Here is a 15,557-nt window from a genome sequence, read left to right as displayed (position 1 = left end):
CATTCCTCTAACTGGAAATATAATGAGTTTTAAACAAATCTTATCATCAATGCGTTAGAGATGCAAATTTATTTCTTATCCTATGCAAAGTCGACCGAAGAACAAATCTGTTAGATTTGTAAGACTGCAAATGATCAAAATCTAGATAGAATGTATAAATGTTCCTAATATGAAATCAATATTTGAGAAAAACATAAGAGAAGCGGTCATCGAAAGAATTAATTTATTACACGAGGACAGCAATGCTCTTTGGGGAAAAATGACAGTAACGCAAATGGTCAGGCATTGTATTTTATGTGAACAATATTACCAAGGATCCATAAAGGTTAAGCGTTCATTTTTAGGGCGAATGTTAGGTCAAAATGCGATAAAGGGGATATTGAAAGATGAAACAACAAGTTTTGGCAAAAACGCACCCACATCCGCTGTATTTATCGTAAATGAAGACATACTTGATTTAGAAATGGAGAAACGAAATTGGAAATTATTAATCGAGCGATATGAAACATTTGAAAAAGATACATTCGTACATTGGTTCTTTGGTAAAATGTCCAGAGCCCAATTAGGTCAGTTCATATACAAACATTGCAACCACCATTTAAAGCAGTTTGGAGCGTAACCCCAAAAGCCACGAAGCCGCTACATGGGTCAGGCATTATAACGGGTTCGTTTTACGGCAGGTATCTGAAAATGGAATAAAGCCAATTTCATATCAGATTACCGAACAGTATAAGCTGATGAAGTATTTTATGAATAATCACGAACGAATGCTATCCGAATTGAGGTTTGATTTTTAAATCAAACTAGTTGCACTGGCCGAAGCACATCTAACCAGACGTCCGAAACTCTACTGTTAAAATGTCCTGTTTTGAGGGGAGAGGTCACTCGTGTTTACAGCTCAAACTATAACATTACATGAAATGGAAAACTTCAACGCCTGTCAATATTTCATCGTTCAACAACGAGAATAGAACTTGGATAAGTATAGAAAGTAAAGATATAACTGAAATTTTACATTTTAAACTATAACTTAGCGAATATTTTTTTCGTCTCTTTATATGAATTTTATAAACTACACCAGTAATATCAATAATGAGGAGAAAACTAACTATTCTACTTTTTAGCGTCTTGTTTTTAATAGTTGCATCTTGCAGCCGTAATGAACCATTTGATCCAAAACCTCAACCAGAACCGGAACCCCTTATAGAATACGCTTGTCCAAAGGCAGACGATATTTATAAAATCTATCCGGACACTTTATTTGTGAATCCAACAGGCTTATACATCATATACGAGAAAAAGCCAATAAGTTGACATACACGGATGAATTTAGCACTACATTTGGATTATTTACCTGTGAAGGAAAGTTTGATAACCGCAATAAGACAGTGAATAACCCACTATCGTGGAAGATCAAAACAGATGATAAAGAAAACCGGGATGTAGTTTATGCCAATCAAGGGGTTATCCAAATCAAGCAGGTACTCTTACCGAAAGACATCGATCGGATCTTGACGTTTAAGGAAGGAGAAAAAATGGAATATAGTGTTTCTCTATTAAATTTCAAGGAGGATACGATCCAAACAAGTAAAATTACTTTTATCTATAAAAAGGATTTATAGCTAAACTAATTAATGTAGTTTTTATTATTGATGTAAGTGTAACGACGGCAGTCCTGCCTATCAAAATCTACGGCTTTATTTCTTTGTATATCGGCTGGAATTCGCGATGCCATTTCTCCAATTTATTATTTTTAAACCTAAATAAATAGAATTCATCATCAAAAGGAAAATTCCTGTAGGAGATAACTTCGATGGTATCCGTAGCGTTTGCTTCCTTTTGCGCAATTGAATAGGATGATCCGAGAATATCAACAACTTGCAATTTGGACATCCCCAGTTCAAGCTGCTCCATTTTCGATTTTCTCATTGTGGCAATGCGTGTACCGGAACAGGAAGATAACACCACAGTTAAAAGACTTAAAATAGTTATTAAGTTATTCTTCATATATCTAATTTAAGAAATAATTTCATTAAATTAGATCAAGGGACTGCTTAAAATCTAATTATTATGATGAAGAATATAGTTTTATTAATGGTATTCCAGGTATTTGCCACGACGTTCTGCAGTGCGCAGATTGACTCTACTATTTCAAACAAATTAATTACAATGGCGAGGTTAGATCAAGAAATCATGCAATCTCCGCCAAAAAACGTCAAACCTGCGAGTGAACAGCATATGGCTCTTATCGACAGTATGGCAACGGTAAATTACAACGAAGCAAAAATAATTTTTGAAAAATATGGATTTCCTGGTTTTGATATGGTTGGAGAGGAAGGAAGCAAGAGTTTTTGGCTCATCGTACAACATTGTGATAAATGGCCAAAATTTCAAGAGAAAGTTTTGAAAAAAATGGAAGCTCAGGTAAAAAAGAAAAATGCCCATTCGACCTATTATGCCTATCTCGTGGACAGGATAAAAATCCGTGCGGGTAAAAAACAAGTCTATGGCACACAAGTGTCCTATCATACAGATACTTGTCAAGCCTATGTTGCAGATGTAGAAGATATGAACAACATCAATAAAAGAAGAAGCGATGTTGGTCTAAATACTATTGAAGAATATCTCAATACAGTTAGTAAAAACCATTTTTTAAGAAATGAAGAAAGCTTTAGAAAAAAAGGCATTACCGGCCCTACATTATATCCTATTGAGCAAAAAATATAGGTCTTCTAACTAGTTGGATCTGTTAGGCCTGGTCCATTTAACAGCTATAGATTAGATGAAAGCCCGTATCCTTTGCTTGGAATAGAAACATTTGAAAAAGATACATTTGTACATTGGTTCTTTGGTAGAATGTCCAGAGCCCAATTAGGTCAGTTCATATACAAACATTGCAACCACCAGTTAAAGCAGTTTGGAGCGTAACCCAAAAAGCCACGAAACCGCTACATGGGTCAGACGTTATAACGGCTTCGTTCTAAGGCAGGTATCTGAAAATGGAATAAAGCTAATTTCATATCAGGTTACCGAACAGTATAAGCTGATGAAGTATTTTATGAATAATCACAAACGAATGCTATCCGAATTGGGGTTTGATCTCTCTATATCCCGGGCTATAAAATTAGAGGATAATAAAAGATGACAAAGGATTTCTATTTTTAAGCTTAATCTCTTTTAGAAAAAAATCATAACAATCATAACACATATTTTCAGAATACTTAAATACCCCCCGCTGACACCAAAAAACAACGGGGGAGGTCATTATTGGTGTAATGTTTCAACACGCAGGATTGTGTTTAATCTCGGATATGATCTATTATAAAAAAAGCGCCAGTGAACAAACTCAAGTTATTTATTTATATTTGATATGCTCAATTTCTTTAATTTGCATAGTATTCTACCAATATAAATGGGAAAACCTGTATTTTTATATCTGATTTTGTTTTTTATAGCCACAATTTCGAAAACTAAAGCGATTGCTTTAAAAGACTCCTCAATTCTCAATCTTACTAATCTCATTCAAAATAAAGATACTTTTGTTGAGCAAAAAGAGCTTTATCTTTCCCTAATAAAAAAAAAGCTGGACAATAGCACCGAAAATCTGAATCTAAAATTTGAATTACAAAAACAGCTGAGTAGCTCATACGCATCCTATAAATCTGATTCCGCTATTTATTATGCTAAGAAAAATTTGGAACTGGCAAATAAACTCCAGAGTCCAAATTGGATACTAGAAACTGAATTAGACCTTTCTCTACATTATCTGGTCGCAGGTATGTACATTGATTCTAAAGATATTTTGGATAGAATACCCATCCAAAAATTAAACAATCACCTAAAAATAAAATATCTGGATGCTCAAAAGAACTTTTTCAAGTTTTACGCATACCATAATTATAACCAAAAAAATTATTTAGCAATTAGCCGTAATTATCGTGATTCTTTATTAACGCTGCTTGATGAATCTTCGAATCACTACAAAATGGTATATGCAGAAAAACTGATCGACCTGAACAAAATAAAAGAGGCTAAAGTAATCTTGAATTCAATATTCGCGACAATAAAGGAAGATAGCCATGAAAAAGCAATGCTTGCATTTTCACTTTCAGAAATATACCGAAAGGAAGGCAATGTAGGCAAGCAGTGTGAACTGCTGATTATATCCGCTGCTTGCGATATTAAAAATGCGATAAAAGAAAATACTTCCATGCAAGCGTTAGCATTTTTACTGCACCAACAAGGTTACATCGATGAATCCTATATGTGTATAAAATCATCGCTTGAAGACGCAATCTTCTGCAATGCTAAATTTAGGACCTATGAAGTTTCTCAAATTTTCCCAATTATTGATACCTCTTATCAGGAACATCAAAAACAAAAAAAGGAGCAATTGTTTACATTTTTAATTGTTGCTTCCGTCCTTTCCATATTATTGATACTAGCGATAATATATGTTTATAAACAGATGAGAAAAGTGAGTAGGTTCAGGCTCGAATTATTTAAAGCAAATCAGGATCTCAATAAACTAAATGACGAATTACAAACTAAAAATGAAGAGTATAAAATTGTAAACAACAAATTGTCCAAAACGAACAATTTGTTGTATGAATCCAATCACATCAAAGAGGTATACATCGGACATTTTCTTGATATCTGTTCAATGTACATCACGAAATTGGAGAAATTTCAGACCTTAATAAAGAAAATGATCATGGGAGACAAAATTTCGGAGCTCCTTAACCTGGTCAAATCTAACGAGAGAATAGACAAAGAGAAAAAGGAACTGTTTAATACCTTTGATCATATTTTTCTTCATCTCTTTCCCAGTTTTGTAGACGATTTAAACTCGTTGCTTACCGAAGATGGAAAGATAATGCTTAAAACGAATGAGCTCTTGAATACCGAATTACGCATCTTCGCCCTAATCAGACTCGGTGTAAATGATTCATCCAAAATTGCTGGATTTCTCCATTGTTCCTTAAACACAATTTATACTTATCGGGCAAAAATTAAAAGCAAAGCTATCATAGATAAGGATGAATTTGATAAAAACATCATGCAGATCGGAACGATTAAAAGTATTTAGAAACAAGACACCCGATACGTTTAAATACCCATCTATACAGCTCTGATTCGCTGTATTACATATCGTACTGCGTGCTAAATTTAGATTATTTGGTACGCTAAATGCTATTTCCCTACCTAATTTACTGCCGTTATATCTATATTTTTCTTTAGAAAAATATAGATATAACACCTAATAATCAAACACTTAAACATTCTCCAGACTTATATTTTGCGTTTACGATCTTTTTCCTGGGATTTGGTTTCTCTAGATTTGGAACTGTAACCAATGGCTGTTTTAGAAACTACCTAAGCAGCAAAAAAGGGATAATTTAAAAATTTTAAACAACCAATTTATGAGGGTAATCTATTTAAGACAGTGCTCGTCTTTAAAGTATCTATTAACTGTGTTTATGTGGATACTGATAATGACATGGGTACAAGCTCAAGAAAAAAACATTCAAGGGAAAATTCTTGATGTGACAGGTAAACCAATGGCCGGTGTTTCTATTACCGTATCCGGAAAACCAAAAGCTACTAAAACAGATGACGAAGGAAGATTTTCACTATCCGCAGTAAATGTCGGGGATAAATTACAGATAAGTTTTCTAGGCTATAAAAAATTGGAAAAGAATATTGATAACGCCACTGTCTATAATCTAACGCTTGAAACAAATGAAGAAAGATTAGCGGACGTTGTAGTAGTTGGCTACGGAACCCTAGATAAAAAAGAAGTAACCAGCGCCATTACACATCTAAACGGTAAGGATCTCAACGTATTTGGTGGAAATGGCGTACTTAATGCTCTTGCTGGCAAGGTAGCGGGACTCAGTGTAGTAAACACTGGCCAGTCAGATCCGAATTCCTCTCCCAGTCTGCAACTACGTGGTGTGTCTTCCCGCAACGCCGGACTTGGACCGCTTTATGTGGTTAATGGTGTTCCTGGGGGAAATGTTGACAACTTAAATCAAAACGATATTGAATCAATCGATATACTCAAAGGAGGTGCAGCTTCTGCTATCTATGGAACACGTGGGAGCAATGGCGTAATTATTATCACAACAAAAAAAGGCACATCTGAGCCTTACGCATTTTATGATGGATATGCGAGTTTTGACTTACCGAATAACCGTATCCAGGTTCTCAGTGCCGAAGATTTTTTAAAACACAACCGAGGAACGGATTTTGGAGGAAATACCAATTGGTTTAACGAAGTATCGCGCAAATTCGCCTTTAATCAAAAAAACACGCTTCAGTTAGCTGGTGGAAACAGACAAACCAATTATATCGTCTCATTTGACCTGCGCAATGCTCATGGATTGGACTTACGTTCAGACAAGAAAGAATACGGGGCGCGGTTGAATCTGTCCCATACCTCGGCCAATAACCTGTATACAGCCACTGTAACCATTGCGCCCAGATTCCTTAAAGCAAATAATGCCAGTTATAATGCATTCAATCAAAGTTTGACACTAAATCCAACATTGCCGGTGATGGATGCAAAAAATCCAAACTTATTCAATTATATCAATACGGGTTTTTCTGGAGCTTATAATCCTGTTGAAGAGCTTCGCACGGTATTGGATGGAACCGAGGGAAAGTACCTGGACTGGAATGCAGCTTTTAAACTTAACATTTTGGAAAACTTGTCTACACAGGTAACGTTGGCACAACAATCTTCTGATTTTTTTGATTTCAATTTTACACCGTCCTACAATACAGGCGCAATTAATGGAAATAGTGGTAGAAATTCAGCGGGAAGAAATTATAAAAAAAGTGACCAGTATGTATTTGAATGGACAGGAAACTACAAACAAAGTTTCGGAAGACATAATATTAACGTATTAGGAGGATATGCATATAATTATTTTCTGTATTCAGGAATGAATGCAGGTAACCAAAATTTCCCATCCGATGTACTGACGTATAACAATCTGGGCTCAGGTCAATATGACGTCCCTATTCCTACCAATCCACAGCCTGGTGATTACACATTCAGATCGGTTGGTTCATATAAAAATGATGCGAAACTGATCGCTTTTTTTGGAAGGGTAAATTATGATTTGGCAAATAAATATTATGCATCGGCAAGTTTGCGCTATGAAGGCTCTTCTAAATTTGGAAGACTGAACAAATGGGGTTATTTCCCCGCTCTCTCCTTAGGCTGGCGAATTATGGAAGAGGATTTCTTTCCGAAAGCTTCTTGGATCAATGACCTGAAACTTCGAGCAGATTACGGTGAGACGGGTAATCAGGACTTTGGCAGTTACCTTTCGTTAGATACTTATCAAGGTTATGGTTATTTTGCGTTTAACGGGGCATCGTACCAAGTTTGGGGTCCCAGTCAGAATACCAACTATGACCTTCGTTGGGAAAAAGCACAGAACTTAAATTTCGGTGTCGATTTTGATCTTTTCCAACGAAAAATAAGTGGTAGTATCAATTATTATGTACGTACCAATAAAGATCTGCTAGGCTCTTATAACGTTCCGGTTCCACCATTCGTGTTAACAACAACCTTTGCCAATGTAGGTACTATGAAAAATTCGGGCCTGGAGGTGCAATTAAATGCTAAAATCCTCACCCAGAAAGATTTTTCATATTCGGTAAGTTTCGCTGGAGCATCAAATAGCAATAAATTCGTTTCCTTTTCAAATGACATTTATAAGGGGCAAAACTTTCAATTCATGTCCTATATGCCTTCGCCGGGGTCTCCCGGACCAGCTCAACGTTTGGAAGAAGGACGGAGAATCGGCAGTTTCTATATGTACGAATCTGCCGGTATCGACGCCACTGGACGTTTGATGGTGTATGATAAGGACAACAATATTATACCCGGAAACACAGCAAAGGAAGAAGATAAACGTTTTGTAGGCAATGGATTACCATTGTTTACCGCTAGTTTGGGACAGAACTTTACCTACAAAAACTTCGATCTTTCGGTATTTTTACGAGGTTCATTTAAATACGACCTCTTTAACACGACCGCTTTTTATCTGGGAACCCCAGTTACGCAATCTGGTGCGAACGTGCTCAAATCGGCTTATGGAAATGGCAAATATGCTGCGTTGACCAATGCAGAGACCTATTCTACTCTTTCGGATTACTTCTTGGAGAAAGGTGATTTTGTAAAAATCGACAATATTACGATTGGTTATAATATCAAACCTCCTGTCAAGCAAATTAGTTCGATCCGGGTGTATGCCGTAGCACGGAATCTATATACTTTCACCAAGTTTACAACAGGTGATCCTGAAGCAATATCCGTTAATGGACTAACACCCGGTATAAATACTTCCTTGTCTTACTATCCATCGACGGCACAATTCCTAGCAGGCTTACAGGTTAAATTCTAACGATTAAACACAACAAAGAGATGAAATTTTCATTACGTTATATAATTCCCCTTTCCATTAGCACCCTAATTTTGGGAAGCGCAAGCTGTACCAAGCTTGACGAAACCTTATATGATAAAATTACTTCTGACAATTTCTTACAGAAAAGAGAAGATGTGATCCGTGATTTTTTGAGACCGTTTGAACATGCCTTTTGGTCGATTCAGGGTGGTGGTCTATTTTACGCGCAGGAACTCCCTGCCGACCAATTGATGACCCCAAATAGAGATGGCGACTGGTTTGATGGAGGCAAATACCAACGGGCTCATTACCATACCTGGACAGTTCAGGATGATTATACCAGTGATATGTGGAAAGCTCTTTTTCAGGGTATCAGTTTAGCGACAAACTCGCTTGAGGATATCGAAAAGGTGGATATCCAAAAAGTTCAGATCACTGAAGCGGAAAAGGCCGACTTTGTGGCTGAGCTGAAGACACTCCGGGCCTGGTTCAACCTACGGGCTTTTGATTTATACCGGAATATTCCACTGGTAACAAAAGTAAAGGGTGAAACTGTAACTCCGCCGCAAGCGACACCTGCTGAAACCTTCGCCTTTATTGAAAAAGAGCTGAAAGATGCTATTCCCGGATTGCCACTCCGTCAGGATCTCGGCACAACGGGTATTGGTAGATGGACAAAAGGCGGAGCTGCAGCCTTGTTGGCCAGACTTTATCTGAATGCTGAAGTTTATACGGGTCAAAGCAAATATGCTGAATGTGCTGCGGTATGTCAGGATATCATAGACGGAAAATATGGCAATTACCAATTGGAAACGATATGGTCAAAACCTTTTGATTACGATAACGCAAATTCCAGTGAAGTTATCTACGGATTCCCTGCAACTTTGGCCCGCACACACTGGCATTATAGTTCGGATATGTATTGGTGGATGGCACCACATCAGGCTCAAAATTTCTTCGGCTTTACCGATTTCGGAAATATGAATACCCGCTATGCCCTTCAGCCAGGACGGGATGTGGACAGTGTCGAGTATAATTTTGCCCTCGGTAAGCCCTTTATCAAATTTCAGCGCTATCCAGATGATCTTCGATTAAAGAAATATAAAAATCTTGGCAATAGTAAACGAGAAGGTATGTTTTTGTTCGGTTACCTCCCCTATTATAGCGATCCGACAAAATTGGTCAAAAGCAACCGAGGATATACCATCTTTGCCCGTGATCAGGTGGGATGGTTTAAAGATACCCCTCCGGGAACAAAGATCGCAGATAAAGAATCCAATATGAACCATGCAGATGATAACTCTGGCTTATGGGTTGCGAAATATCCGATATATCCTTCTAAGGATCCAAATACCATTTCTTCGGCATTTGCAGAGATTAGACTTGCTGAAATTTATTATTCACTAGCTGAATGTAAATATAGAACCGGCGATAAAGGATCCGCCGCAAAATTGTTGAATGCGGTGCGTAAGCGTAACTATCCAACTGGCTCAAACAGCCTGTACCTGGAGTCGGGACAGCAATTGAGCGATCAGGAAATGATCGATGAATGGGGTCGTGAGTTCCTGGTCGAAGGAAGACGCCGAACCGATTTAATTCGTTGGGGTAAATTCAATTCTGGAAAATGGTGGGATAAAGAACCTGATAATAGTGATCATACTAAAATTTATCCTATTGGTCAGAGTGTTTTCACACTAACTCCGTCATTGCAACAGAATCCCGGATACTAATCAGTTTTAGTAAGTATAAAACCTTTTGAAAGTTATGAAATTTAATTGGAATATAAGATTGTCGGCTTCAAAGCAACTTGGAAATATCCTGCTATGGGGCGTATGTTTAATAATGGTGCAGTCCTGTTCGAAAGAACTGGATGCACCTACTCCACTGCCATTCGAAATTACGGATATTACAGCATCTGCTGATAAAGTGGTCATTAATCCGAGTAAGCCGTCTGAGGATGCTCTTACGGTTTCGTGGCCGGCATTTTCAAACTCAATGATCTCTTATAAAATAATCCTGGCTAACGGTGAGCAACGGGATAGTGTAGCAGTCGCCTCTGGAGCGATAAGCAAACGGTTTACCCAGGGTGAATTGAACGCTATACTAGTTGAAAAATTGAAGATGACGGTCAATATAGAGTCCAAACTGGATATTACGGTGCTCGGACTAATTCCGTCAAAAACGCTGTCAACTACATCGAAAACAATCAGCATACAGGTTGTTCCTGGTCCGGTCGGTGCGGCGTATGCATCCCTATGGGTGGTGGGCGATGCTACGCCAAATGGCTGGAATATTGAAAACCCAAATGCAATGAAGAAAGATCCGACCAACGCCTTTCAGTTTAAGTTTAATGAAGTATTGAATGCTGGTGACTTTAAAATCCCTGTAGCGACAGGAAATTGGGGGACAGATTTCTTTATGCCTTTAGCAAACCATCCAAAACTTTCCGAAACTGGTGTTCAGCTGGTTCCGGGTGGAAACCCTGATTATAAATGGAACATCGCAGCTGCTGGCGCTTACAAGATTCTGCTTAATATCAGTGCAACCCCATTTATAACGATCAAACCTTTTACCCCGTACAAGCAGATATGGCTCGTAGGGGACGCCGTGCCTTCTGGCTGGACAATAGATAATCCAACACCAATGGTGCCTACAGCAGGAAACCCTTATGAGTTTACTTATACAGGCTCATTAAAAGTAGGCGAATTTAAGATCCCAACCGCAACCGGAAGCTGGGACGGAGATTTCTTCATGCCACCAACCAATGGAGAAGGAACAACAGGAAAAGATGCAATAATTATCGCTGAGGGTAAAATCGACAACAAATGGAAAATTACCGAAGCTGGAACGTATAAAATTACCTTCAACCAGCTTTACGAAACAATTTCAATTGTCAAAAATTAGGCCATATGAGACGATTTCATCAACTCGCTACACCACTTGTATTTTTGAACATGCTGTTTATGACAGCATGTTCAAAAACTCCTTCAAATGATATAACCACAAAGATAATTCATCCAGACAGTTTGCAAAATCCGTTCGTCGGCCCACTATATTGGAGCCCTTACGAATATAACTTCGAAACGGATGGTTATATTCCTGAAGATGAATGGGAAAAGAATATCAACTGGATCGACAACAACCTAAAATCTTTTGGTTACAAGATGGTCTGTATCGACGGTTGGGGCGACGACTTTAAATACAACGCCGATGGTTATCGTACAACCCACTCGTCCAAATGGAAGCACGACTACGCCTGGTGGTCCGATAACCTGAAAGGTAGAGGGATGACTTTGGGAATATACAACAACCCCCTATGGGTAATCAAATTGGCCGCTGATGCTGGTGTAAAAATTAAAGGAACGAATATTCCCCTTTCCAGCATCATGAAAGAAGATGAACAGGCCACCTGGTTTAAGTGGGTACAAGTTGACAAACCGGGAGCCGAAGAATATGTCAAAGGATATATTCAATACTATGCGGATATGGGTGTGCGCTATCTACGTGTAGATTTTCTTTCCTGGTTTGAAGATGGAAAAGATAGGAATATGGGGACAGTAGGTCCAGTACGTCCGGCGGCGTACTATGAGAAAGCTCTTCGGTGGATGCGTGAAGCCTGCGATAAAAATGGAATTTTCTTAAGTCTGGTGATGCCACATCTCTATAATGATGGGCAGGTAGAGCAAAAATACGGACACATGATCCGCGTCAACGACGATGTTGGAGATGGCAAATGGTGGCGATGGAGCGACAATGAACGTGGAATCAAACGTGTTGGATGGTCACAATATGCAAATGGCATGGATGGTCTGACCTATTGGTCTAACATTTCAGGCAGAGGAAAGATGATACTGGATGCTGATTTTCTTCGGATCAATACTTTTTCCAATGATCATGAAAAGAAGAGTGTAATCTCAGCCTGCTTCATTTCTGGCGGCGCTGTCACAATTGGAGACCGTTATAATTCCATCGATAAAAATCTTTGGCTTTACCAAAATAGGGAACTACTTGCTTTAAGAGAAGATGGATTTGTCGGAAAACCCTTAACCAACGATCCGAAAGATCCAAAAAGCCAAATCTGGAAAGGTCAGTTGACCAATGGTGATTGGGTCATAGCCCTTTTTAATAGAGAGAGTAACTATCAAACCAGAGGATTGAATTTTACAGATTTATCTGGCAGCCATTGGCGGGTAAGGGATTTATGGAAACATGAAGACCTGGGGACAATGAGTTCCTATTTTGAAAATATTCCACCCCATGGTGTAACAGTTTTGCGATTGACGAAGTAATCCAAAGCTCATAACAATACTGAATTTTAATATATATATGCTAAAATAGAAATGATGAAAAAATCAATTTTTCTTTTATTTGTCGTCTTTTGCTGTAACGGGATCGTAGCACGGGGGCAACAGATAAAATCGCCCAATGGAAGATTTGAACTGGCCTTTGGATTGACGAAAGAAGGTACGCCAACCTACGAATTAAAGTTTAAAAACAACGTGGTAATCAAGACCAGCAATCTGGGATTGGAACTCAAGCTCAAACCGGATGAAGAATTAAACTTAAAGGGACAAACGGATAGTGAAATTCAGATAAAAAAGAAGAGCTCGCTTTATAGCAATTTTGAAATCTCCGATTCAAAGACCAGCACTTTCGATGAAACATGGCAACCGGTATGGGGAGAAACTAAAAATGTAAGAAACCATTTCAATGAACTCGCTGTCACATTAAACCAAAAACAAACAGAGCGTCAAATTATTATCCGTTTTCGTTTATTTGATGATGGTCTCGGTTTTCGGTATGAATTTCCACTGCAGAAAAACCTAAATTACTTCACTATTAAAGAGGAACGTAGCCAGTTTGCCATGACTGGTGACCATACCGCTTATTGGATTCCTGGCGATTATGACACCCAGGAATATAATTATACCACATCTAAACTATCTGAAATAAGGGGTTTGATGGGAAGCGCTTACGAAGGTGGAAACGTCTCTCAAACCTCCTTCTCGCCAACGGGGGTACAGACCTCGTTGATGCTTAAAACCAATGAAGGTGTTTACATCAATTTACATGAAGCAAGCTGTCTGAATTACTCGACGATGCACCTCAATTTGGATGACAAAAATTTTGTTTTTGAATCTTGGCTTACGCCAGATTCACATGGCGATAAGGGTAAAATGCAAGCACCCGCTACCTCACCTTGGAGAACAATTATCGTAAGTGATGATGCAAGAGATATATTGGCGTCTAAGATGACCTATAATTTGAATGAACCAAGCAAAATACAAAATACTTCCTGGATAAAGCCTACAAAATATGTAGGCGTGTGGTGGGAAATGATTTCCGGTAAGAGTAGTTGGTCCTATACAAATGAATTTCCGTCTGTCCAGTTGGGAATAACAGATTTCAGTAAGGCAAAACCAAATGGTACCCATGACGCGACAACAGCAAACGTTAAAAAGTATATAGATTTTGCTGCGAAGCATGGTTTTGAGGGTGTTTTGGTTGAAGGATGGAATATCGGATGGGAAGATTGGTTTGGCAATGATAAAGATTATGTCTTTGATTTTGTCACGCCTTATCCTGATTTTGATCTCAAAGGATTAAACGATTATGCACACGCCAAAGGTGTGAAACTGATTATGCATCATGAGACATCCGGATCTATCCGCAACTATGAGCGACATATCGATACAGCCTATAGGCTGATGAACCAATTGGGTTATGATGCTGTAAAAAGTGGGTATGTAGGAAATATTCTTCCATTGGGTGAACACCACTATAGCCAATGGACAAATAACCATTTTCAGTATGCTGTAGAAAAAGCAGCTTCCTACCAAATTATGGTTAATCAGCACGAAGCTGTACGTCCGACGGGTGTAGCACGTACCTGGCCAAATTTGATAGGCAATGAATCTGCTAGAGGTACAGAATACCATGCATTTGGTGGCATAAAGCCTAATCATGTAACTATCTTGCCTTTCACAAGACTTATTGGCGGTCCAATGGATTATACCCCCGGTATTTTTGAAATGAACCTCGCCAATGGCGCCCATGTGAATAGTACGTTGGCCAACCAATTGGCGCTATATGTAACGATGTATAGCCCTTTGCAGATGGCAGCAGATTTTCCGGAAAATTATGATCGTTTTCCAGATGCTTTTCAATTTATTAAAGATGTCGGGCTGGATTGGGATGACAGTAAATATTTAGAGGCTGAACCTGGTCAATATATTACCGTTGCCCGTAAAGAAAAAAATACAGAAAAATGGTTTTTAGGAAGTGTAAATGGAAATTCCAGCAGAACATCGAAGATAAAATTTGATTTTCTGGATGAAGGAAAGACCTATTTGGCAACTATTTATGCTGATGCGTCAGACGCAAACTATAAGACAAAACCACAAGCGTATACAATAAAAACTACAAGAGTAACGAAAAAGGACACGATCGTTCAACATTGTGCCGCAGGCGGTGGTTATGCTGTTTCGATTGTCCCAATCAAAAAATAAAGGCAATTGATGAGATCATAGGGAGGATTTTTCGGATCCAAACGGAAATGAATCCCTAAATGTCTTATCCATTTCTATAATTAATAAGGCCTTCTTCCCAATCTCACTTATGATAGTTTAACGGATCGATATAACTAATGTTCATTAGCGAACTTTATATCGGACCACCAACGAGATGCAATGCGTGATATATGCGGTTCTATTTCTTACATCCTGTTTTGTAAATTCAAAAACCAGTAAAGCGATATCATGAAGCTAGTTGCGAAAATATTTTAATTAAAATAGCGCTGAATAAATATGGATCATTTAGAACCTATACCATTATGGACATTAGTAGCTAATATCAAACAGGAAATTAGTTATGGTGAAGGGAAAATGGAAACCCACAAAGGCTCTAAACAGTTTAGCCCGGGCACCAAAGTGTATATTATCGATTGGTATGCTGGGATGTGCAAAGATATTACCGTAATCGGCTTGTCCAGAGACACAAAAAAATTAATTACGATTGTTATACGGGCCGAATGGATCGAAAATTTCCGCGTCAAGTTATGCTACAACCCTAAAGTATGCTCAAAAATAAAGACCTACTTTGATAAGGAGGAAGCTGGAATGCAACGGTATACAG

11 protein-coding genes are annotated in these 15,557 nt (G+C 38.3%); 10 read left to right on the top strand and 1 reads right to left on the bottom strand.

All coding sequences use genetic code 11. From position 1 onward, the window contains the following. The first annotated feature begins 169 nt into the window (after positions 1-169). Positions 170-619, top strand: a complete 450-nt coding sequence (locus B4N43_RS08230) for a DUF1569 domain-containing protein (RefSeq protein ID WP_286734065.1) — start codon at positions 170-172, stop codon at positions 617-619. Between the two features lie 691 nt (positions 620-1,310). After that, the gene (locus B4N43_RS08225) at positions 1,311-1,622 is read left to right on the top strand and encodes a hypothetical protein (RefSeq protein WP_286734063.1); all 312 of its coding nucleotides are present in this window, start codon (positions 1,311-1,313) and stop codon (positions 1,620-1,622) included. Between the two features lie 67 nt (positions 1,623-1,689). Here B4N43_RS08225 and B4N43_RS08220 read toward each other — a convergent pair whose 3' ends face one another. Then, complete coding sequence (locus B4N43_RS08220; protein WP_286734061.1) at positions 1,690-2,007, bottom strand: hypothetical protein; 318 nt, start codon at positions 2,005-2,007, stop codon at positions 1,690-1,692. 63 nt (positions 2,008-2,070) lie between these two features. Between B4N43_RS08220 and B4N43_RS08215 the strand changes: the two genes are divergently transcribed. The 8 genes from B4N43_RS08215 to B4N43_RS08180 form a co-directional block, all read left to right on the top strand. Continuing rightward, positions 2,071-2,727, top strand: coding sequence for a DUF6624 domain-containing protein (locus B4N43_RS08215; protein WP_286734058.1), 657 nt, complete (start codon positions 2,071-2,073; stop codon positions 2,725-2,727). A gap of 685 nt (positions 2,728-3,412) precedes the next feature. Next, positions 3,413-5,089: a DUF6377 domain-containing protein gene (locus B4N43_RS08210; protein ID WP_088162441.1), complete on the top strand. Its 1,677-nt coding sequence runs from the start codon at positions 3,413-3,415 to the stop codon at positions 5,087-5,089. Between the two features lie 391 nt (positions 5,090-5,480). Continuing rightward, complete coding sequence (locus B4N43_RS08205) at positions 5,481-8,423, top strand: SusC/RagA family TonB-linked outer membrane protein (protein WP_070566761.1); 2,943 nt, start codon at positions 5,481-5,483, stop codon at positions 8,421-8,423. A 20-nt stretch (positions 8,424-8,443) separates the two neighbouring features. Next, a complete protein-coding gene (locus B4N43_RS08200; protein ID WP_120334464.1) occupies positions 8,444-10,153 on the top strand; it encodes a RagB/SusD family nutrient uptake outer membrane protein in 1,710 nt (569 codons plus the stop codon). A 34-nt stretch (positions 10,154-10,187) separates the two neighbouring features. Then, on the top strand, positions 10,188-11,327 hold the full coding sequence (locus B4N43_RS08195; RefSeq protein WP_286734054.1) for a SusF/SusE family outer membrane protein: 1,140 nt from the start codon (positions 10,188-10,190) through the stop codon (positions 11,325-11,327). Between the two features lie 5 nt (positions 11,328-11,332). Further along, entirely contained in the window at positions 11,333-12,712 is a 1,380-nt protein-coding gene (locus B4N43_RS08190; RefSeq protein ID WP_286734051.1) for an alpha-galactosidase, read from the top strand. Between the two features lie 51 nt (positions 12,713-12,763). Further along, entirely contained in the window at positions 12,764-14,932 is a 2,169-nt protein-coding gene (locus B4N43_RS08185; RefSeq protein ID WP_286734050.1) for a glycoside hydrolase family 97 protein, read from the top strand. A 297-nt stretch (positions 14,933-15,229) separates the two neighbouring features. After that, a partial coding sequence (locus tag B4N43_RS08180; protein ID WP_286734049.1) for a hypothetical protein occupies positions 15,230-15,557 on the top strand: 328 nt, incomplete at its 3' end.

This window comes from Sphingobacterium sp. UBA1897 (assembly GCF_002337775.1).
Lineage (GTDB): Bacteria > Bacteroidota > Bacteroidia > Sphingobacteriales > Sphingobacteriaceae > Sphingobacterium > Sphingobacterium siyangense.
Note: the sequence above shows the minus strand (reverse complement) of the source record. Positions and strands in the feature narration are given on the sequence as shown.

What these genes read in the sequence shown, in the direction of transcription:
- B4N43_RS08230 (WP_286734065.1), top strand. Translation starts at nt 170, where the DNA reads ATGAAATCAATATTTGAGAAAAACATAAGAGAAGCGGTCATCGAAAGA.
- B4N43_RS08220 (WP_286734061.1), bottom strand. Translation starts at nt 2,007, where the DNA reads ATGAAGAATAACTTAATAACTATTTTAAGTCTTTTAACTGTGGTGTTA.
- B4N43_RS08215 (WP_286734058.1), top strand. Translation starts at nt 2,071, where the DNA reads ATGATGAAGAATATAGTTTTATTAATGGTATTCCAGGTATTTGCCACG.
- B4N43_RS08210 (WP_088162441.1), top strand. Translation starts at nt 3,413, where the DNA reads ATGGGAAAACCTGTATTTTTATATCTGATTTTGTTTTTTATAGCCACA.
- B4N43_RS08205 (WP_070566761.1), top strand. Translation starts at nt 5,481, where the DNA reads ATGTGGATACTGATAATGACATGGGTACAAGCTCAAGAAAAAAACATT.
- B4N43_RS08200 (WP_120334464.1), top strand. Translation starts at nt 8,444, where the DNA reads ATGAAATTTTCATTACGTTATATAATTCCCCTTTCCATTAGCACCCTA.
- B4N43_RS08195 (WP_286734054.1), top strand. Translation starts at nt 10,188, where the DNA reads ATGAAATTTAATTGGAATATAAGATTGTCGGCTTCAAAGCAACTTGGA.
- B4N43_RS08190 (WP_286734051.1), top strand. Translation starts at nt 11,333, where the DNA reads ATGAGACGATTTCATCAACTCGCTACACCACTTGTATTTTTGAACATG.
- B4N43_RS08185 (WP_286734050.1), top strand. Translation starts at nt 12,764, where the DNA reads ATGATGAAAAAATCAATTTTTCTTTTATTTGTCGTCTTTTGCTGTAAC.